Source organism: uncultured Acidovorax sp., from assembly GCF_964021665.1.
Classification (GTDB): domain Bacteria; phylum Pseudomonadota; class Gammaproteobacteria; order Burkholderiales; family Burkholderiaceae_C; genus Acidovorax; species Acidovorax temperans.
The window spans coordinates 32,331-52,399 of sequence record NZ_CAXIAK010000008.1; the positions used below are offsets into that span (position 1 = coordinate 32,331).

At 63.8% G+C, this 20,069-nt stretch carries 19 protein-coding genes; 16 read left to right on the top strand and 3 right to left on the bottom strand.

Annotated features, from left to right (window positions below):
- The first annotated feature begins 68 nt into the window (after positions 1–68).
- Genes AADJ04_RS03130 through AADJ04_RS03150 form a run of 5 tightly spaced genes read left to right on the top strand, consistent with a single transcriptional unit; the run spans position 69 to position 6,364 of the window.
- Positions 69–1,229 carry an EscU/YscU/HrcU family type III secretion system export apparatus switch protein gene (locus AADJ04_RS03130; protein WP_066692944.1) on the top strand — a complete coding sequence of 387 codons (1,161 nt, stop codon included), beginning with the start codon at positions 69–71 and terminating at the stop codon, positions 1,227–1,229.
- The gene (flhA, locus tag AADJ04_RS03135; RefSeq protein WP_066692941.1) at positions 1,226–3,310 is read left to right on the top strand and encodes a flagellar biosynthesis protein FlhA; all 2,085 of its coding nucleotides are present in this window, start codon (positions 1,226–1,228) and stop codon (positions 3,308–3,310) included. The genes AADJ04_RS03130 and flhA overlap by 4 nt, the downstream gene beginning before the upstream one ends.
- Complete coding sequence (flhF, locus tag AADJ04_RS03140) at positions 3,307–4,851, top strand: flagellar biosynthesis protein FlhF (RefSeq protein WP_341238715.1); 1,545 nt, start codon at positions 3,307–3,309, stop codon at positions 4,849–4,851. Before flhA ends, flhF begins: the two co-directional genes overlap by 4 nt.
- The gene (locus tag AADJ04_RS03145; protein ID WP_066787429.1) at positions 4,844–5,641 is read left to right on the top strand and encodes a hypothetical protein; all 798 of its coding nucleotides are present in this window, start codon (positions 4,844–4,846) and stop codon (positions 5,639–5,641) included. Before flhF ends, AADJ04_RS03145 begins: the two co-directional genes overlap by 8 nt.
- 6 nt (positions 5,642–5,647) lie before the next feature.
- A complete protein-coding gene (locus AADJ04_RS03150) occupies positions 5,648–6,364 on the top strand; it encodes an RNA polymerase sigma factor FliA (protein ID WP_067513465.1) in 717 nt (238 codons plus the stop codon).
- Positions 6,365–6,544: 180 nt separating this feature from the next.
- On the opposite strand, the gene AADJ04_RS03155 is transcribed toward AADJ04_RS03150, so the two are convergent.
- From AADJ04_RS03155 to flgA, 3 genes are all read right to left on the bottom strand, one after another.
- Positions 6,545–6,928 carry a hypothetical protein gene (locus tag AADJ04_RS03155; RefSeq protein WP_207373424.1) on the bottom strand — a complete coding sequence of 128 codons (384 nt, stop codon included), beginning with the start codon at positions 6,926–6,928 and terminating at the stop codon, positions 6,545–6,547.
- A gap of 39 nt (positions 6,929–6,967) precedes the next feature.
- On the bottom strand, positions 6,968–7,288 hold the full coding sequence (gene flgM, locus AADJ04_RS03160) for a flagellar biosynthesis anti-sigma factor FlgM (RefSeq protein WP_066692929.1): 321 nt from the start codon (positions 7,286–7,288) through the stop codon (positions 6,968–6,970).
- Positions 7,289–7,379: 91 nt separating this feature from the next.
- On the bottom strand, positions 7,380–8,105 hold the full coding sequence (gene flgA / locus AADJ04_RS03165) for a flagellar basal body P-ring formation chaperone FlgA (protein ID WP_198846552.1): 726 nt from the start codon (positions 8,103–8,105) through the stop codon (positions 7,380–7,382).
- 299 nt (positions 8,106–8,404) lie between these two features.
- Between flgA and flgB the strand changes: the two genes are divergently transcribed.
- The 11 genes from flgB to flgL all read left to right on the top strand — a co-directional run bounded on the left by flgB (position 8,405) and on the right by flgL (position 20,017).
- Positions 8,405–8,869, top strand: coding sequence for a flagellar basal body rod protein FlgB (gene flgB, locus AADJ04_RS03170; RefSeq protein ID WP_066787425.1), 465 nt, complete (start codon positions 8,405–8,407; stop codon positions 8,867–8,869).
- Positions 8,870–8,897: 28 nt separating this feature from the next.
- A complete protein-coding gene (flgC, locus tag AADJ04_RS03175; protein ID WP_341238716.1) occupies positions 8,898–9,302 on the top strand; it encodes a flagellar basal body rod protein FlgC in 405 nt (134 codons plus the stop codon).
- 27 nt (positions 9,303–9,329) lie between these two features.
- On the top strand, positions 9,330–9,986 hold the full coding sequence (locus AADJ04_RS03180) for a flagellar hook capping FlgD N-terminal domain-containing protein (RefSeq protein WP_341238717.1): 657 nt from the start codon (positions 9,330–9,332) through the stop codon (positions 9,984–9,986).
- Between the two features lie 54 nt (positions 9,987–10,040).
- Positions 10,041–11,663 carry a flagellar hook protein FlgE gene (locus AADJ04_RS03185; RefSeq protein ID WP_273624513.1) on the top strand — a complete coding sequence of 541 codons (1,623 nt, stop codon included), beginning with the start codon at positions 10,041–10,043 and terminating at the stop codon, positions 11,661–11,663.
- Between the two features lie 194 nt (positions 11,664–11,857).
- Positions 11,858–12,598, top strand: a complete 741-nt coding sequence (gene flgF, locus AADJ04_RS03190; RefSeq protein WP_142083337.1) for a flagellar basal-body rod protein FlgF — start codon at positions 11,858–11,860, stop codon at positions 12,596–12,598.
- Between the two features lie 45 nt (positions 12,599–12,643).
- On the top strand, positions 12,644–13,426 hold the full coding sequence (gene flgG / locus AADJ04_RS03195; RefSeq protein WP_066692915.1) for a flagellar basal-body rod protein FlgG: 783 nt from the start codon (positions 12,644–12,646) through the stop codon (positions 13,424–13,426).
- A gap of 51 nt (positions 13,427–13,477) precedes the next feature.
- Complete coding sequence (locus tag AADJ04_RS03200) at positions 13,478–14,188, top strand: flagellar basal body L-ring protein FlgH (protein ID WP_341238741.1); 711 nt, start codon at positions 13,478–13,480, stop codon at positions 14,186–14,188.
- A 288-nt stretch (positions 14,189–14,476) separates the two neighbouring features.
- Positions 14,477–15,628, top strand: coding sequence for a flagellar basal body P-ring protein FlgI (locus AADJ04_RS03205; RefSeq protein WP_142083336.1), 1,152 nt, complete (start codon positions 14,477–14,479; stop codon positions 15,626–15,628).
- Between the two features lies 1 nt (position 15,629).
- Complete coding sequence (gene flgJ, locus AADJ04_RS03210; protein WP_341238718.1) at positions 15,630–16,550, top strand: flagellar assembly peptidoglycan hydrolase FlgJ; 921 nt, start codon at positions 15,630–15,632, stop codon at positions 16,548–16,550.
- A 17-nt stretch (positions 16,551–16,567) separates the two neighbouring features.
- On the top strand, positions 16,568–18,613 hold the full coding sequence (flgK, locus tag AADJ04_RS03215; RefSeq protein WP_341238719.1) for a flagellar hook-associated protein FlgK: 2,046 nt from the start codon (positions 16,568–16,570) through the stop codon (positions 18,611–18,613).
- Positions 18,614–18,646: 33 nt separating this feature from the next.
- Complete coding sequence (gene flgL, locus AADJ04_RS03220) at positions 18,647–20,017, top strand: flagellar hook-associated protein FlgL (RefSeq protein ID WP_341238720.1); 1,371 nt, start codon at positions 18,647–18,649, stop codon at positions 20,015–20,017.
- Positions 20,018–20,069 lie beyond the last annotated feature (52 nt).

The window sequence follows — 20,069 nt, forward strand, 5'->3', positions numbered from 1 at the left end:
GGCCCCTTTTCCGCCTTTAGATTTCCGAGCTGCTTACGACAATGGCATGACCCAGCCGTCATGCCATCATGGACTCCAGCCAAGACAAAGAATTACCCGCCACGGAGCGCAAGCTACAAAAAGCGCGCGAAGATGGCCAAGGTGCGCGCTCGCAGGACTTGTCACACCTGGCCATCCTGGGTGCAGGAGCTGCCAGCATTCTGGTCCTGGCACCTACGCTCATGGACCACTTGCAAAAGGCCCTGAGCCAACAACTCGTGTTTGACTCGCGCACGGTCATGACGCCCGGCAGCATGCTCGAACGCATGCAAGCCGTGGTCATGGTGGGGCTGGTCGCCAGCGTGGTGTTTGCCGTGCTGACCAGCATGGCAGCCGTCATCAGCGCCATTGGTGCGGGTGGCTGGATCTTCAGTACCAAGCCCATCACGCCGCAATTCAACCGCCTGAACCCCATCACGGGCTTCACCAACCTGTTTGCGAAGCAGCAACTGGCCAACGTGGCCAAGATGGTGCTCATGACGTCCATCCTGGCTTTTGTGGCCTGGAAGTACATGGGCAACAGCATCGAGAGCATTGCGATGCTGGTATTGCAACCTTCCACCAGCGCCATTCGCGCCATGGCCGAATGGCTCACCACCGGGGTCAGCATGCTGCTGCTGGTGGTCTTTCTGGCCGCACTGATCGACATTCCGCTGCAGGCCTTCTTCTTCAAATCGGGCCTCAAGATGTCCCACGAAGAAGTCAAGAAAGAACACAAGGAAGCCGAAGGCGACCCCGACACCAAAGGCCGCATCCGCCAAAAGCAACGCGAACTGGCCGACCGTGCCAGCGTGGGCGCTGTGCCCAAGGCTGATTTTGTGGTGATGAACCCCACCCACTACGCCGTGGCACTCAAGTACGACGAAGCCACCATGTCAGCCCCCCAGGTGATTTCGCGCGGCACCGACCTGGTGGCCATGCGCATTCGCGATTTGGCCAAGGGCCACGACATTCCGGTGCTGCAGTCGCCCATGCTGGCGCGCGCCTTGTATGCGCACGCCGGGCTGGACCAACCCATTCCGGCCACCCTGTACACCGCGGTAGCCCAGGTGCTGGCCTATGTTTACCGGCTCAAGGCAGCCATGCGCGGCCAGGGCCGCATGCCCGGCGAGCTGGTCGAACCGTACGTACCGCCAGAACTCGATCCACACAACAAGCTTTCGGCCCAGGCCAAAGGTGAATCTGCATGAACACCTCCGTCAACTACCTGAAATTGTGGGCGGGCAAGAACACCTCGGTTCTGCAAGGCATGTCCGCCCCCCTGCTGGTCGTGGCCATTCTGGCGTTGATGGTGCTGCCCATCCCCGCATGGCTGCTGGACACTTTCTTCACCCTCAACATCGCCGTTGCCCTGATGGTGATGATGGTCGCGGCCTACATGATCCGGCCGCTGGACTTCGCAGCCTTCCCATCGGTGCTGCTGCTGACCACGCTGATGCGCCTGTCGCTCAACGTGGCTTCCACCCGCGTGGTGCTGCTGGAAGGTCACACCGGCCCTGGCGCAGCAGGCGCAGTGATTGAGGCCTTTGGCCACTTTCTGATCGGTGGCAACTTTGCCGTGGGTCTGATCGTGTTTGCCATCCTGGTGGTCATCAACTTCATCGTGGTGACCAAGGGTGCCGAGCGTATTGCCGAAGTGTCAGCGCGCTTCACCCTGGATGCGATGCCAGGCAAACAGATGGCTGTGGACGCTGACTTGAACGCTGGCTTGATTGACGAGAAAGAAGCCAAACGCCGCCGTGCTGAGGTGGGAGAAGAAGCCAACTTCTTCGGCTCCATGGACGGTGCCTCGAAGTTCGTGCGCGGCGATGCCGTGGCCGGTATCCTGATTTTGCTGATCAACATCGTGGGCGGCTTCACCATTGGCGTGCTGCAACATGGCCTCACGGCCAAGGAAGCCGCCGACAGCTATATCCTGCTGGCCATCGGTGATGCGCTGGTTGCCCAGATTCCTGGCCTGCTGATTTCCGTGGCCGCAGCCATGGTGGTGTCGCGCGTCGGCAAAGAGCACGACATGGGCCGCCAGATCGTGCAGCAGCTGTTCATGTCGCCCCGCGTGCTGGGCGTGACGGCCGGCATTCTGATCATGCTGGGGCTGATTCCCGGCATGCCCCACATCGTGTTTCTGGTGATTGGCACCGCGTTTGGCTATGGCGCGTGGACGCTGTACCAGCGCCAGCAAGCCCCCGCCGAACCCGAGGCCCCACCCGCACCACCCACAACTGATGGCGAAGCCACCTGGGACGACCTGCAGCCCATCGACCTGCTGGGCCTGGAACTGGGCTACCGTTTGATCTCGCTGGTGGACAAGAACCGCCAGGGCGACCTGCTCACCCGCATCAAGGGCGTGCGCCGCAAGTTTGCCCAGGAAGTGGGCTTCCTGCCCCCTGCCGTGCATGTGCGCGACAACCTGGAACTCAAGCCCAGCGCCTACCGCATTACTCTGCGCGGCGTGGTGGTGGGCGAGGGCGAGGCCTTCCCCGGCATGTTCCTGGCCATCAACCCCGGCGGCATCACCACGCCCCTCATCGGCACCCCCACCACCGACCCTGCATTCGGCCTGCCAGCACACTGGATTGACGATCGCCAAAAGGAAGCGGCACAAATGGCGGGTTTTACCGTCGTTGATTCAGAAACCGTGATGGCGACGCATTTGTCACACTTGATGCAAGTCCAGGCAGCCAAGCTCCTCAGTCGCACCGAAACCCAGCAACTGGTGGAACACGTAGGCAAGCTGGCCCCCAAGCTCATCGAAGAAGTGGTTCCGAAAATGGTGTCGATCGCAACGTTCCAGAAAGTTCTCCAGCTGCTGCTGGAAGAGTCTGTGCACATCCGCGACATCCGCACCATCATCGAAACCCTGGCCGAGCACGCTGGCACGGTGTCCGACCCTGTGGAGCTGGCACGGCGCGTGCGCATTGCACTGTCGCCCGCCATCGTCCAGCAGATCTACGGCCCCACCCGCGAACTCAACGTCATCGCCATCGAGCCTGGGCTGGAACGCCTCTTGGTACAGGCCTTGGGCAATGCCGCCGGTCCCGCGCTGGACCCCGGTGTGGCCGACATCCTGACCCAGAAGGCCGCCGAAGTGGCCCTGAAGCAGGAAGAAATGGGTTTGCCCGCCTGCCTGCTGGTGCCAGACCAAATTCGCAATGCCATCTCCCGCCTGGTGCGCCGTGTCGCCCCCCGCCTGCAGGTGCTTGCGCACAGTGAAATTCCCGAGACCCACACCATCCGGATTGGGCCCATTCTCAGAGGTGCATCAGCATGAACATCAAACGCTTTACCGCCCCCACCTCCCGCGAGGCATTGGCCAAGGCGCGCATGGCCTTTGGCGAGGGCACCCTCATCCTGTCCAACCGGCCCACCGCCAACGGTGTGGAAGTGGTGGCAACCGCTGAAGACACCCTGTCTGCGCTGGACAGCGCGGCCCAAGGCTCGGGCAGCCCCACACCACAAGGTGGCCGCGACTTCCAGGATTCGCGCCCCCATGATGACGACCGGCTCGGCGGCAAGAACAACCACCGTGCAGCGCCCCGTGCTACACAGATGGCGGCCCCCGCCAGCCGCCACAACCCGGTGGAAGAAGACACCGAACAGCTGGCAATGAGCACGCTGTCGTTCCAGGACTACGTGCGCGAGCGCATGCTGCGCCGCCGCCATGAAGCCATGAACGGCCCCTCCACGCCGCCCACCTTTGCCGAGCGCAGCCGCGACCAGGACCGTGACTTCCCCCGCGAGCGCCCTGCTGCCCCGGCCGTGGTGCGCCACAACCCCCTGCGCTCCATCCCCATGGACCTGCCCGAGCCCGCGCCACGGCGCAAGGCCGAGCCCGCCGCAGCGGCCGCCATCTCCATGGCCCAGCAGCAAAGCCTGATGAACGAGCTGCACGCCATGAAGGAGATGATTGAAGACCGCTTCAACACCATGGCATGGCTGGGGCAGGCCAAGCAAAACCCCATCCAGTCCAACCTGATGCTGAAGATGATTCGCGCAGGTTACTCGCCCGCCCTGGCGCGCGCCGTGCTGGAGCGTCTGCCCGAAGACCTGTCCGCCGGTGACTCCGTGCGCTGGCTGATGGAAGTGCTGGAGCGCAACCTCAAGACCGACGAACACGACGTACCGCTGTACGAGCAAGGCGGCATCTTTGCCCTGGTGGGCTCTACCGGTGTGGGCAAGACCACCACCACGGCCAAGCTGGCTGCACTGTGCGCCCGCGTGCATGGCCCTGGCAGCGTGGGCCTGATCACGCTGGACACCTACCGCGTGGGTGCCCATGAACAACTGCGCACCTATGGCCGCATGCTGGGCATCGTGGCCCACCTGGCCCATGACCGTGCCGCACTGCAAGACCTGCTGGGTCTGCTCAGCGGCAAGAAGATGGTGTTGATCGACACCACCGGCGTGGCACCGCGCGACCCCCGCAAGCGCAGCATGCTGGACGTGCTGGACCTGCCCCATGTGAACCGCCTGCTGGTGCTCAATGCAGGCTGCCACGGCGACACGCTGGACGATGTGCTGACCTCGTTCAAGACCGCGGGCTCGCAGCAGGCCATCTTGTCGAAGGTGGACGAAGCCGTGAAGCTCGGTCCCTCTATCGATGCCCTCATCCGCCACCAGATGGTGCTGCGCGGTGTGACCAACGGCCAGCGCGTGCCCGAAGACTGGGAAGCTGCCGAAGCGCACAAGCTCATCAGCGCATCCATGCGTGCACCCGTCAAATCCGCTTTCGACCCCAAGTCGGTAGAGCTGAACTACTACTTCTCGAACGCGCCTGAGGCCCTGAGCGAGAAAGGACTGGTTGATGCTTGATACCGGTTTTCACCAAGCCGCAGGCCTGAACAGCTTTACGCCCCAGGCGCAGTTGCGTGTGCTGGCGGTGGCCAGCCAGGAGCGTGCCTCCAGCGGCCTGGAAATGCTCTGGCAGATCTGCGCCAACCTGCAGCGCCTGGGATACCCGGTGGCGGTGCTGGACGGCACAGCGCTGGAGACCGATGAATCCCCCGGCCTCAGCCATCTGCTGCAAGCCCCCTGGAACGATGGGCTGAATGCCAGCGCATCGGTCACCTCGGTGGCGGTGCTGCCCGCAGCCCGGGGCATGCTCCAGCTGCAACGCCAGGCCTACAGCGAGGGCACACCGCCTTTGCAGAGCCTGCAGCCCTATTTCCGCGCCTACGGCATGCTGGTGCTGCACGCGCCTGCGGGCCTGCTGGCACCGTTGCTCACCCATACCAGCACCATTCCGCTGGCGGTGATGGAGGGTGGATCGGCCGGGGTGCTCTCTTGCTACAAAAGCCTCAAGCACATCGCCACGCACACGGGGTTGCCCTGCACAGTGGCTTCCGTGCTGCAAACCGATACGCCGGCCGAACGGCGCAAAGTGCTGGGAGCCTTGCAAACCTTGCAGGACTGCGCAGAGCGCCACCTGGGCGGGCGCGTGCGCACCACCACCGTTTCAGCCAATAACCCCCACGACGTTCAATGCTTGGCCTTGCAACTGCTGGAAAACGCGGGCACCATCAACGGGCCGCTGGGCACCTTGTCCTCGGGCAGTTTGAAGGGTTTTTCAGAAGTATCTGCACAACCCATCCGGAGCCACTGATCTGTGATGTACACCGCCAAAGGCCAGCTCGATCGTGATGCGCTGATCCGCCAGCATGTTCCGCTGGTTCGACGGATTGCGTACCACATGATTGCGAAGCTGCCTCCCAATGTGGAGCTGGACGACCTGATCCAGGTGGGCATGATGGGCCTGGCGGAAGCCCTCTCGCGCTACGAAACCGCCCAGGGAGTGCAGTTCGAAACCTTCGCCAGCCAGCGTATCCGCGGGGCCATGCTGGACGAGTTGCGTGAGAGCGACTGGATGTCGCGCAGCTCGCGCAAAAGCCAGAAAGACATTGAGCACGCATTGCACCGGCTGGAGCAAAAGCTGGGGCGCAGCCCGCTCGAATCAGAAATCGCCGCCGAGATGGAACTGAGCCTGGCCGAGTACCAAAGCCTGCTGAGCAAAGTGCGCGGCACCCAACTGGTGTACCTGGAAGATATGACCCATGGCGGGGACGACGAAGACGGTTTTTTGGACCGCCACGTTGCCGACGCCGGGGCGGACCCGGCAGAGCTGCTGCGCGACCAGCGCCTGAGGGCCTCACTCGTCAACGCCATCAAGAGCCTGCCCGAGCGGGAGCAGTACATCATGGGCATGTACTACGAGCACGACATGAACCTCAAGGAAATTGCCGCCGTGCTCGGCGTGACCGAATCGCGCGTGTGCCAACTGCACAGCCAGTCCATCGCACGCCTGCGCGCCAAAATGCGCAGCCACTGACCCAGTCCACAGAGTTTGCAATAAAAATAGCTTCCAACGCTTGATAGGCAAGCGCTGGAAGCTATTGTTTTTATAGCAAACTATTCCAATTGAAATTGGCCCGCCGCGCGCCACAACTGCAGGTCGCCGGGGACGGGATACCCACGCCTGCGAAGTACAGGCAACGCACGTGCAAGAAACTCAGCCTGCCGAACGGTAGATTCGCGCCACCGCGCCCGCCTTGCCCGGGCCGGCTTGGGGATTGCCGTAGGTGGCCGACTGGGCACTGCCCGCCTGGGGAACCACCACGGCGACTTGCCGGTCGGTGATCACGGACACACGGGCCAGGTTGTCACGTTGCACGGCCAGTTGCTGGCCAATGGCGGCCAGCCGTTGTTCAAACTGAGGGGGAAGTTGGCCGGCGGAAATGCCTTTGGATTGCTCCAGCACCCAGGTAAATCGAGCGGCTGCGTCGCGCAGCGCAGTGCTGGCGGTCTCCAGCGCAGGGGCATCCAGGGACAGCAAGGCCCCTGAAACTTGTTCGATGTGTTGCTCTACAGCGGTGAGGGCTTCTTCTAACGACATGGTGGAGATGCGCTAGCCCAAGCCCGATGGATCTGGTGCTCAGCCGCGCGAACGGGAAAAGATTTCTTGGGCGCCGGACAGCATTTTGTCTGCAATCACCTCAGCGTTGACCTTGAACGTGCCATTGCCAATCGCTGCGCGCACTTCGCTGACCCGCTTGGCATCAAATTCACTGGACGTGCGGCCGGACTGCTCCAGTGCCCGGGCCGAGCCAGACACGGTGACAGGCACACCGGCGGCCGACGCAGCTGCAGCGCCTTTCGCCACCCCTTCGGCAGCTGGGGCTGGACTTTTGGCTTGCTTGGCAAGCCCTGTCTGCGCCAATGCGCCCGGGAGTTCCGGTTTTTGACCTATCTTCATCGCTCTCTCCGCCACCCCGGTGATGTGGGGCTCAGTAGCAATGTTTTCGACCCGTTTTCGCAGGACTTTAGGTGTTTATGCGGGCAAATCCTCAAAGAGTGATAGTCACCGTTCCATCTTCGGAAACAATTCCACTCACTATCCGACCATTGTCCATTCTCACGCGCACAGTCTGCCCGACAGAGCCGGCAGACAGCGCTTGACCTGCAGAAGTCACAGCATAACCCGGGCCTTGGGCTGACACACGCACCTGGGCGCCGGCCTTGAACAGGCTGGGGGCTTTGACCATGGACTGGCGCAAGGCCTGCCCGGCCATCAATTGGCGCGTGGCCGTTTGGCCCAGCCATGCCTCTGGGTTTGCCAGCACCGGCGCAGCGTCTGCGGCCCAGTCGACTTCTGCCTGGGCTGCATCGTTGGCCGTCAGCACCGCGCCGGGGGCGACGTTGCCCGTAAGCACCCAGGCCGGGCCCCAGGCCTTGATGGTGACGGGCAGGAACACATTCCAGGCGGAACTGCCCTCCACGCAGCGCAAACCCAGCCGAGTGCGCCCCCACAGGCGCGAGCCTGCAGGCAGATAGGGTTCCACACGACTGCAAGGGGCCAGGCGCAGGCGGCTGTCCAGGGTGCCCACGCTCACCTCCATGCGCAGCGTGGCGCCGGGGGCCTGGTTGCGGGTCAGGGCGTCGTCCAGCCAGCGCTGGGTGAGCGCGCCGAGCTCTGCGGCCGGATCGGCCACGGCTTGCGCCTGTGCGGCGCCCGCAAAGACAAAAGCCGACAGGGCCAGCCAGGCACAACGAAAAAATGAAAGGGACGGCATGGTGAGCACTCTCCAGTAATGGCGCCAACCCGCTGCGCCGCGGTGGAATGGTTCGATGACAGCAGCCAAGCCCGGGGCAATCACGCAGTCAAGGTCGAGGGCGGCTTTGGCGGGCAAGGGGCCGCAGACCCATTCCAACGCCGTCACTATAGAACGGCATCGCAACCTGCAAAACCCGAAACTGCGCGGCCATTTCCGCGTTCTTCGGGCTTTAGAAAAAACCTGCCATTTCCATAATCGAACCACGCCAAAGCCCGCTCCGGGCCCAGGCGCCAAGCGATACAGGATGTGAGGCAACCATGCTTGACAAGATGACCAACCAGCTGGGTTTTCAGGGCAACGCGCTTATTTTGCGCGCCGAGCGCCAGCGCATCATTGCCAGCAACATTGCCAACGCAGACACCCCCGGCTACGTGGCGCGGGACTTTGACTTTGCCAGCACCTTGCGCGAAGCCACCAAGGCGCCTGCCGGCACGGATGTGAAGTCCGTTCTGCACGGCGACAAGGGGCCCGCAGTCAGCACCGCCACCTCGGACCCCCGGCATTTCCGCGCCACCACCACCGGCTCGGGCTCGGCTTCCACCCTGGGCGGCCCCGGCAAGCTCGGCTATGCCGTGCAGACCCAGCCTGCGCTGGACAACAACTCGGTGGACCTGGACCGCGAGCGCGCGAACTTCGTGGACAACGCGGTGCGTTACGAAGCCACCCTGCGCTTTATCAACGGCAACGCCAAGACCATGCTCAGCGCCATCCAGGGCCAGTAAGCGCAAACACCACCCAACGAGGCACACCATGTCCATGTTCTCCATCTTCAATGTGTCTGGCAGCGCCATCAGCGCGCAGTCGCAGCGCCTGAATGTGGTGGCCAGCAACCTGGCCAACGTAGACGCCGTGGCAGGCCCGGACGGCAAGGCCTACAAGGCCCGGCAAGTGGTTTTCCAGACCACACCCATGGGTGCCGACAGTGCCGCAGGCGTGCGTGTGTCGTCCATCAAGGAAAGCGATGCGCCCGGACGCAAGGTGCACGACCCCGCGCACCCCCTGGCCGACGAGCAGGGCTACGTGAACCACTCCAACGTGAACGCCGTGGAAGAAATGGTCAACATGATTTCTGCCTCGCGCTCGTACCAGAACAACGTCGAGGTCATGAACACAGCCAAGTCGCTGCTCCTCAAGACCCTGCAAATGGGCCAGTAACCGACCCGGCATCCAGGAGAGATCCGCATGATCATCAGCCCCACCCAAACCACCGCTGGTACCACCACGGGCAGCACCAAGGCCTCTGACCCCAACACCGATCCGGCGGCAGCGCAGGACCGGTTTCTGAAACTGCTGGTAGCGCAGCTGAACAACCAGGACCCGATGAACCCTCTGGACAACGCCCAGATGACATCGCAAATGGCGCAGATCAACACGGTGACCGGCATCCAGCAGCTGAACCAGACCATGGCCAGCATGGCGGCGCAGTTCAATTCGCTGCAGGTCATGCAGGGCACCGCCCTGGTGGGGCGCAGTGTCTTGACCGAAGGCTCCACCGTCACCATCGACGACAAGACGGGCAAGGGAGGCTTCGAGCTGGCCTCTGCCGCCACCAGTGTGAAGGTGGAGATCGTCAACGCCAACGGCCAAGTCGTAGACACCGTGGACATGGGCGGCCAGGGCGCGGGCCGACGCCTGTTCAACTGGGACAGCAGCAAATACGTGGGCTCTACCGACGGGCTGCGCTTCCGGGTCACGGCACTCAACGGCAACACCCAGGTGGGAACCACTTCGCTGGCCCTGTCGAAGGTGGTCGCCGCAGGCGCCGAGGACGGCCAGCTGATGCTGAACCTGTCCAACGGCCAGGCCGTCCGCTACACCGACATCAAGGCCATGGTCTGACGACCGGCATTTCCCACGACCGCATCGAACACACCGCCCTCCCAGGAGAACACCATGAGTTTTCAACAAGGCCTCTCCGGCCTGAACGCCGCCAGCAAGAATCTGGACGTGATCGGCAACAACATCGCCAACTCCAACACCGTGGGCTTCAAGGCCTCGCGCGCGGAGTTTGCGGAAATGGTGGCTTCTGCCATCGGCTCGGCCGGTGGCTCCAGCGCCGGTATCGGGGTGGAGACGGCCAACGTAGCCCAGCAGTTCACCCAGGGCAATCTGAACATCACGGGCAATAACCTGGACGTGGCCATCAACGGCAATGGCTTCTTTATGCTGAAGCTGCCGGACCAGACCCAGGCCTACACCCGCGCGGGCAATTTCAAGCTCGACAAGGTGGGCAACATGGTCACCAACGATGGCGCCCAAATCCTGGGCTACACCGTCAACCCCGTCACAGGCCAGCGCACCAGCACGGAACCCGTGCCCATGGTGTTCCCCACATCGCAGCCCATTCCCGCCAAGCAAACCGAAAAGATCAGCGCCGCATTCAACTTGGATGCGCGCGCCACCAATGCCGCTGGCGACCAGGCCGCCACACCACCCGTACCCGCCACGCCACGCACCACCTACGGCACATCGATCAATGTGTATGACAGCCAGGGTGTAGCGACGTCGCAGAACCTGTACTTCGAGAAAAGCGGTGCGAACACATGGGACATCTACACCCAGCTGGACGACCTTACCACCTCGCCAGCAACGGTTCCATCGATCGCGGGCCGCATGATTGCTGGCGAGAACGGAAATACCGTTGCCATGATCGAGCCGATCGCGAGTGCAACATCCATTCCCAACGCAGACAAGACAAAAACGCAGATAGACGATTTCCCTACAGAATTCACCTACAAGTACTACGGCGCCGACGACAAAGGCGTCTTTGCTATCCGCGAAACCAAGCTGACCTTTACAGACCCCAAGGCGGCTTGGGACTTCACCTACTCCGACAAGCCCGCTAACACGCTCGTCGCTTCGGCACGACTGAAAAGTAACTTGGTTGACTACGCGACCGGTGTTCCCGTTACCGGGGGAACCTTTACTCCACCCATCCCCAACCCACCGACGGCTGCCAATCCAGCTCCACCACCGGCTACCAACCAGTCCTACGAGCTAAGCCTGCTGGTGAACCCAAGCCCTAGCAACCCAAACAGCCCCAATGCAGCGGGCAGCAACCCGGCGCCGTCCGCCTTCCCAGTCACTTTGGACCTTAACAAGGTCACCCATTTCGGCACCAAGTTCGCCGTTTCAGACTTGACGCAGGACGGCTACACGTCTGGCCAGCTGACGGGCATCAACATCGAAAACAACGGCATGATCATGACGCGTTACTCCAACGGCGTCACCCGTGCCGAAGGGCAGCTGGCGCTGGCCAGTTTCCGCAACACCCAGGGGCTGGCCTCGATTGGCGGGAACAACTGGGTGGAAACTTTCGAGTCGGGCCAACCCGTCAAGGGCACCGCCACCGACGGCAACTTCGGCTCGCTGCGCTCGGGTGCGCTCGAAGAATCCAACGTGGACCTGACGGCAGAGCTGGTCAACATGATGACCGCCCAGCGCGCCTACCAAGCCAATGCACAGACCATCAAGACGCAAGACCAGGTGCTGTCCACCCTGGTGAACTTGAGATGAGACACCCCCTGAGTCGCTTCGCGCCTTCCCCCTCTCTCTACGCGCTGCGCGCTACGGGAGCGGGACGCACCCAGCGCGGCGGGGCGGTGCGGCCGGCTCAGGCCCTTGCGCGGCTGCGCTGGCTTGGGCTGCGCCAGCTGCATGCGCAGTGGACGGCGTGCGGGATCGCAGGGAACTGAAAGGAACATCGCGTTATGGACCGCATCATCTACACCACCATGACAGGTGCCAACGCCGCTGCCCACCGGCAGTCGGTGCTGGCCAACAACCTGGCCAATGCGTCCACCAACGGCTTTCGGGCAGAGATGTCCACCTTCCGCTCGGTGCCGATGCAGGGCGACGGCTCCACCACCCGCGTGTTCGCGCTGGAAGCCACGTCGGGTTACCTCAACACCGCTGGCCCGGCCAAGACCACCGGGCGCAGCCTGGACGCCATGGCCATGGGCAATGCCTGGTTTGCCGTGCAGGGGCTCGATGGCCTGGAGGCCTACACCCGTGCGGGCTCCTTCAACGTCTCGGCCGCCGGCCAGCTGGTCACGCCTTCGGGCCTGCCTGTGCTTTCTGACGGTGGTGCACCCATCGACATTCCCCAGGGCGCCGAAGTGACCCTGGGTGCCGATGGCACCATCACCGCCAAGGCCGCAGGCCAGCCGCCCGCTGCGGTGGGCCGGCTCAAGCTGGCTTCTCCCACGGCGGAAGACCCGCTCAAGCGCGGCGACGACGGGCTGTTTCGCACCGCCTCGGGTGAGCCCATGCCCAACGATGCAGCAGCCCGCATGCTCAGCGGCGCGCTGGAAGGCTCCAACGTGAACCCGGTGGAGAGCATGGTCGGAATGATCGCCGCCTCCCGCCAGTTCGAACAACAGATGCGGCTTCTGCAAACGGCCGAAACCAACGACAAATCAGCCGCCCAGCTGCTCAGCCTCAACGGCTGACCGCCGGCCCCACGCCCACGCTGAACCGCCTTCAAGGAAAACGCCATGTTCACCGCTCTCTACACCGCCAAGTCCGGCATGACCGTGCAGCAGACCAAAATCGATCTGCATTCGCACAACCTGTCCAACGTCTCCACCACCGGCTTCAAGCGCAACTTTGCCAACGTGGAAGACCTGGCCTACCAGAACTACCGCCAGGTGGGCGCTGCCGCCACCGAGCAAAACCAGCTGCCCACCGGGCTGCACATGGGCCTGGGCGCGCGCACGGTGTCGATTGGCCGCAACTTCGAGCAGGGCAGCCTGCAAGAGTCCAAGAACAGCCTGGACGTGGCCATCAACGGCAACGGTTTCTTTGAAGTCACCATGCCCGACGGCACCATCGGCTACACCCGCGACGGTTCCTTCAAGGTGGACGCCCAGGGCCGCCTGGTCACTTCGGGTGGCCTGCCGGTGGCCAACGGCATCACCATTCCACCCAACGCCACCAACATCAGCATCAGCAACGACGGCGCGGTGAGCGCCACCGTGCCGGGCAACACCCAGCCCCAGCCTCTGGGCAACCTGGCCATGTCGGGCTTTGTGAATGCGGGCGGCCTGGAGCCCATCGGGCAGAACCTGTTCAAGGAATCTGCAGCCTCGGGCCAGCCCCAGCAGGGCACGCCTGGCACCAACGGGCTGGGCATCATCAAGCAGGGCTTTCTGGAGTCTTCCAACGTGAACGTGGTGGAAGAACTGGTGAACATGATCCAGACCCAGCGCGCCTATGAGATGAATTCCAAGGCCATCTCCACCACCGACCAGATGCTGGCCAAGCTGAGCCAGCTCTGAGCCCGCGCCGCCTGAAGAAAGCCTGCCATGAACCGCACCGCATTCACCCTGATGGCCCTCAGCACCCAGGGCACCGCACGCAGAACGCTGGCCGTCAGCGCCAGCATCGCCCTGGTGGCCCTGGCCACCGGCTGCGCCAGCATGTCGCCACCGCCCCCGGTGGACATCCTGCCCACGGCCCCGCTGCAACTCACCGTCGCCCCCCGCGCTGCGCCTGCGCCCGCCACCGGCAGCCTGTACAGCGCAGCCAGCTATCGCCCTTCGTTCGAAGACCGGCGCGCACGGCTGGTGGGTGACTTGGTGACCATCCAGATCGTGGAGACAGTGACCGCCAAGCAGGCTTCATCGTCCACGGTAGACCGCAGCTCCGAAGTCAGTGGCGGCGTCACGGCCTTACCGTTCGCCAAGGCCACCCTTACCGACAAGCTCAGCCTGGGCGCCAGCTCGGGTAACACCTTCTCGGGCAAGGGCGGCACGGAAAGCGCCAACACCTTCCAGGGCTCCATCACCGCCACCGTGATCGATGTGCTGCCCAATGGACACCTGGTGGTGGCGGGCGAAAAGCAGATTGGCGTGAACCAGAACGTGGACGTGCTGCGGTTCTCCGGCACCATCGACCCGCGCGCAATGCAGCCGGGCAGCGTCATCAATTCCACCCAGGTGGCCAATGTGCGCGTGGAATCGCGTGGCCGGGGCGCGCAAAGCGAAGCCCAGGCCATGGGCTGGCTGGGCCGCTTCTTCAACAAGGTCACACCGTTCTGAACGGGGCCTGCTTCGGTCGCTTCGCGCGCTGCCGGGGCCGGCATGAAGGCTCGGCGGCCGCGCGCGGCACACCATGGTGGTCGCGCGCCCCGCTGGCACCGGCCCCGCCAATCACTCATATTTTGATAGCTACCCGCGCTTGATACATAAGCGCCGGGTGGCATTTTTATTGAAATTCTCCGCGCAGGGCATGCGCTGGGCGCGTGCCAGCAGCGCAGCGCCATCCGAGGCAATAGACCGGTGAACCGGCTTCTTTTTGGGTTTTAGTTCTTGCCATGGCCGACCACAATGGAAGCCATGAAAGCCTCGTCCCACTCCGTTTGGTCGCGCAGCCTGCGCGCACTCTGGCTCTTGCTGGCCGCAGTGCTGGCGGCGGCATCGCCTGCAGCGCACGCATTGCGCATCAAGGAAGTGGCGGCCGTGCAAGGCGTGCGCAGCAACCAGCTCACCGGCTATGGTCTGGTGGTGGGGCTGGACGGCACAGGCGACCAGACCACGCAGATGCCCTACACCACGCAGGCCATGTCCAACTACCTGCAGCAAATGGGCATCCCCCTGCCGCCGGGCACGGCCTCGCAGTTGCAGCTCAAGAACGTGGCAGCCGTCATCGTCACCGCCCAGTTGCCCGCGTTTGCGCAGCCGGGGCAGATGCTGGACGTGAACGTGTCTTCCATGGGCAACTCCAAGTCGCTCAAGGGCGGCACCCTCATCACCACGCCGCTGCGCGGTGCCGATGGCGAGGTCTACGCTTTGGCCCAGGGCAACCTGGTGGTGGGTGGCGCCGGGGCGTCGGCAGGCGGCAGCAAGGTGCAGATCAACCACCTCGCGGCTGGCCGCATTCCGCAGGGCGCGCAGGTCGAGCGCACCGTGCCCACGCCACTGCATGACAGCGACACCATCAACCTGGGCCTGAACGCCTCAGACTTCCAGACCGCCCGCAAGGTGGCCCAAGCCATCAACGCGAAGCTGGGCAACGGCCTGGCCACCGCCATTGACGGCCGCACCGTGCAGGTACGCGCACCTCAGGACCCCGGTGCCCGCGTGGGCTTCATCGCCGACCTGGAAGAGCTGCCCCTGGAAAACAGCGTGCCCACGGCCAAGGTGGTCATCAACGCCCGCACGGGCTCCATCGTGCTCAACCAGGCCGTCACGCTGGGCTCGTGCGCCATTGCGCATGGCAACCTGTCCATCACCATCAGTTCCACCCCGGTCATCAGCCAGCCCAATCCGCTGTCGCAGGGGCAAACGGTGGTCACGCAAAAGAGCGACATCACCATCAACCAGGAGCCCGGCAACATCATCCAGATGCCGCCCTCGGCCCAACTGGCCGATGTGGTGCGCGCCTTGAACCAGCTGGGTGCCACGCCGCAGGACCTGCTGGCCATCTTGCAGGCCATCAAGGCCGCTGGCGCTCTGAACGCGGAGCTGGAGGTGATCTGACATGGCCCTGACCCTGCCCTCGTCCGCCCCCAGCAGCGCCCGCCAGGCGCTGGCGGTGGACACACGTTCGCTCAACAACCTCAAGCTGGAAGCGGGGCAAAACAGCCCCGATGCGGCCAAGGAAGCCGCAAAGCAGTTCGAGTCGCTGTTCATGCGCGAGCTGATCAAAAGCATGCGCGAAGCCACCATGAAGTCGGGCCTGCTCGACAGCGCCGGGGGTGACCTGGGCTCGGACATGCTGGACCAGCAACTGTCGGTGCAGATGTCTGGGCAGCCCGGGGGCTTGTCGGAAGCGATTGCACGGCAACTCTCGCGCCAGATGGGTGTGGCAGAGCCCACGTTCTCGGTGCCTTCCACGCTGAGCCTGCCGCAAGTCACGGGCCGCGCTGGCGTGGCCACCAAGGCGGCAGCCAGCCCCATCAACACCACCACGCCTGCCCCCAAGGGGCGCGACGATTTTGTGCAGCACCTGAGCAGCACGGCCGAAGCCGTGGCCAAGGAAAGCGGCATTCCCGCCAGCTTCATGCTGGGCCAGGCAGGCCACGAAACCGGCTGGGGCCGCAGCGAAATCCGCAACAAGGACGGCTCCACCTCGTTCAACCTGTTCGGCATCAAGGCGGGCAAGGGCTGGACGGGCAAGGTGGCCGAGGTCACCACCACCGAATACATCAACGGCGTGCCCCGCAAGGTGGTGGCCAAGTTCCGCGCCTACGACTCTTACGAAGATTCGTTCCGCGACTACGCCCGTCTCATCACCGACAACCCCCGCTACGAAAAAGCCCAGGCCACGGCCCGGACCGGCTCTGCCGTGGCCTATGCCGCCGAACTGCAGAAGGCGGGCTACGCCACAGACCCCGAATACGCCAGGAAACTCAGCGGTGCCATCCAGAGCGCACTGCGGGCCCAGAAGGCGCAAGCATGATGGAAGCGGTGTAAATCATGGGACTGCTCAACGTCGGCGCTCGCGCCCTGATGGCCAACCAGGTGGCCTTGCAGACGGCTGGCAACAACATTGCCAACGTCAACACCCCCGGGTATTCGCGCCAGACGGTGGCACTGCAAACCGTGCAGGGGCAATTCTCGGGCGCAGGCTACATCGGGCAAGGGGTGGATGTGCGCACCATCTTGCGCAACCAAAGCGAGCTGCTCACGCGCCAGGCCGCAGCGGCGGGATCGGTGAGCGCGGGGGATACGGCGCGTGCGCAGCGGCTGAGCCAGCTGCAGGAGATCTTCAGCGGCGGCCCCACAGGGTTGGGGGCCGCCATCACCGACATGATGAACGCGTTCTCGGACGTGGTGGCTGCCCCCACCGACCTGTCGGCGCGCACCCTGGTGCTCACACGCATGGACGAAACCGCATCGCGCATGCGCACCTCGGCCGACCGCATCAACGAGATCCAGTACACGGTGACCGAGGAGCTGAAGAACAGCGCCAACACCGTCAACAGCCTGGCCAAGCAGATGGCTGCGATCAACGAGCAGATTGCACGCGCCACAGGCAACGGGCAATCCCCCAACGACCTGCTGGACCAGCGCGAACAGGTCATCCGCGAAATCAACCAGTATGTGCAAACCACGCAGATACCGGCGGATGACGGAACCATTGGCCTGTTCGTCGGCGGCAGCCAGCCCCTGGTGCTGGGCACCACGGCCACCGAGGTGGCGGTGGGCGACTCGGGCACGTTCCCGTCCAGCGGGCAGGTCAAGCTGCTCTTTACCCGCCCAGGCTCTCCAAAGATTGAGCTGGACGAAAACATGCTCGGGGGCGGCAGCATCTCAGGCCTGCTGCGGTTCAACAACACCGATCTGGCCGAAGGGCGCAACCTGCTGGGCCGCATGGCGCTGGCCATTGGCACCACCCTGAACTACCAGCAGACGCTGGGGCTGACGCTGGACGGCGTGGCCGGCAAACCCCTGTTTGCCACCACCCCCAGCGTGCCGGGCCTGACACTGGGCACCGCCGTGGGTTCCATCAGCTTCACGAACTCCGCCAGTTTTTCGCCCACCAAGTTTGCAGCGTCGGACTACGAAGTGCGCTTTGATGCCACCGGCGTGGGCGGGCAGGTGGTGCGGCTTTCAGACGGCGAGACCACTCCGTTCACCAACATCGCCACACTGGCCACCACGCAGATCGACGGGCTGACTTTCAACTTCACCGCCACGGGCACTGCCAACGAGCGCGTGCTGTTCAAGCCCTTCAGCACGGCGGCCAGCGACATGAAGGCGCTGGTGTATTCGCCCCGCGATCTGGCGGTTGCCAATCCGATCAATGCCGCCATGGGCACGTCCAACAGCGGCACGCTGCAGCTGGCCGGGCTGCAGGCCACGGGCATCACCTGGAATGGCAGCCGACCAGTTAACTTAGGCGCAACCGGGCTGTCTTTGCCGCCCAGCCCGGTGTCCCCCGCTACCACCGGCGGCGGCGTGATGCTCACGTTCAACGCCAACGGAAAATTCACGATCAGCGGCAACGCCAACCCGCCCATCGACATGGCGGCCAACCCACCCAAGTTGCTGGCTGGGACGGGGGCGCCACCGCAGTACGAATACACCTCGGGGCAATCCATCCACATCGATGGCTGGTCGATCAACCTCAAGGGCAGCCCCAAGGCGGGTGACACCGTCACCATCGGCAACGCAAAAGACGCCCAGTACGGCGACAACTACACCCGCAACGCCGGCAACGCCACAGCGCTGATGAACCTGCGCGATGTGAAGATGTTCGACGAATCTACCCTCAGCGACGGCTACGCCAGCGCCATGGCCCAGGTGGGCACGCGCACGCAAAGCGCGCTGTTTGCCTCCGAGCTGTCGAAGTCAATTGCGGTGAACCTGGAAAACGACCGCACGGCGGTATCGGGCGTGAACCTGGACGAAGAAGCCGCCAAGCTGCTGCAGTACCAGCAGGCCTACCAGGCATCGGCCAAGATGCTGCAAATTGCGCAGAGTGTCTTTGACACGCTGATCCAGAACCTGGGCCGATGAGGCCGCCTCTGATGCACTCCGAAGGAGTCTGACATGAGCAATACGATCTTTCGCGTTGGCACGGCCAACATGTATGACAACGCCATCCGCAACGTATCGGCGCGGCAGACCTCGCTCGTCAACCTGCAGGAGAACCTGACCTCGGGCAAGCGTGTAGTGCGTGCCAGCGACGACCCCGTGTCGGCCGCCCAGGCCGAACGCGCACTGACCCGCATCAGCCGCATCCAGACCGAGCAGCGCGCCCTGGAAAACCAGCGCAACGCGATTGCCCAGGCGGAATCCACCATGGGCGACGCCATCAGCCTGGTGCAGGAAGCCCGCCAGCTCATGGTGAATGCTGGCAACGGCGCGCTCAGCAGCAGCGAGCGCGCCACCATCGCCAACCAGTTGCAAAGCCTGCGCGACCAGCTCACCGCCGTGGCCAACCGCACCGATACCAACGGCATCCCGCTGCTGGGGGCACTGGGCAGCGCGCAGTCGCCTTTTATGGGGCCGCTCAACAGCACACCTGACTATTTGTTTGCGGGCCAGGCAGGCCAAACGGCCAGTGATGGCGTCACGCTGCCCAACACGCTGGACGGAGACTCCGCCTTCATGTTCGATGCCAAGCGCGACGGCAGCTTCCATGCCGCCATCACGCCGGGCACCAGCACCGTCATCGTGCCTGGCGCCACCACACCCAGCGTGCCCGCCATGGGCCAGCCCAACCGTGCGTTGACCACATCGGCCATCACCGTGGCTGAAGGCACCAGCTTCAACAAGAACCCAGCCACAGGGCTGGCCTACACCTACAGCGTGAGCTTTTCACCCGTCACGCTCGACCCCGCCACCAACACCCTGTCTGCCACCTACAACGTCAGCAGCACCGACCCTGCCTTCGTGCCCCCGGCGGCACAAACGCTCAACCCGATCAAGATCGGCGAGAAAGGCGAATTCAACATCAACGGCCTGCCGCCAGGGATGTCGATGAAAGTCACGACGCTGCCCACCAAAGCGGTGGACGGCACCATCACGCTCTCGCCCGCTGACGGCGACACGATCAACATCTCGCCCCAGGCCAGCGTGTTCAGCGTGATCGACAAAGCCATTGCCGAGATCAAGGCGGCCCCCAACTCCAACGCGGCGGCCCAGGCCATCAGTCAGGCGCTGGCAAATGTCGATATCGGGCTGGAGCGCATGAGCAACATCCGCAGCTACGCGGGCGAGCTGCTCAACCGCGCAGACCGTATCACCGGCGACCAGGAAAAGCGCTCCGTGCAGCTCGAATCCGACCGCTCACGCGCCGAGGATCTGGATATGATCAAAGGCATTTCGGACTTCCAGAACCAGCAGACGGGCTACCAGGCAGCGCTGCAGACCTATGCGTCGGTTCAGAAGCTTTCGCTGTTCAACTACATCAGCTAGCGTCCCGCCCCGCGCAGCGCGCCGGGCCCCAGATGCCAGCCGCACCGCCTGA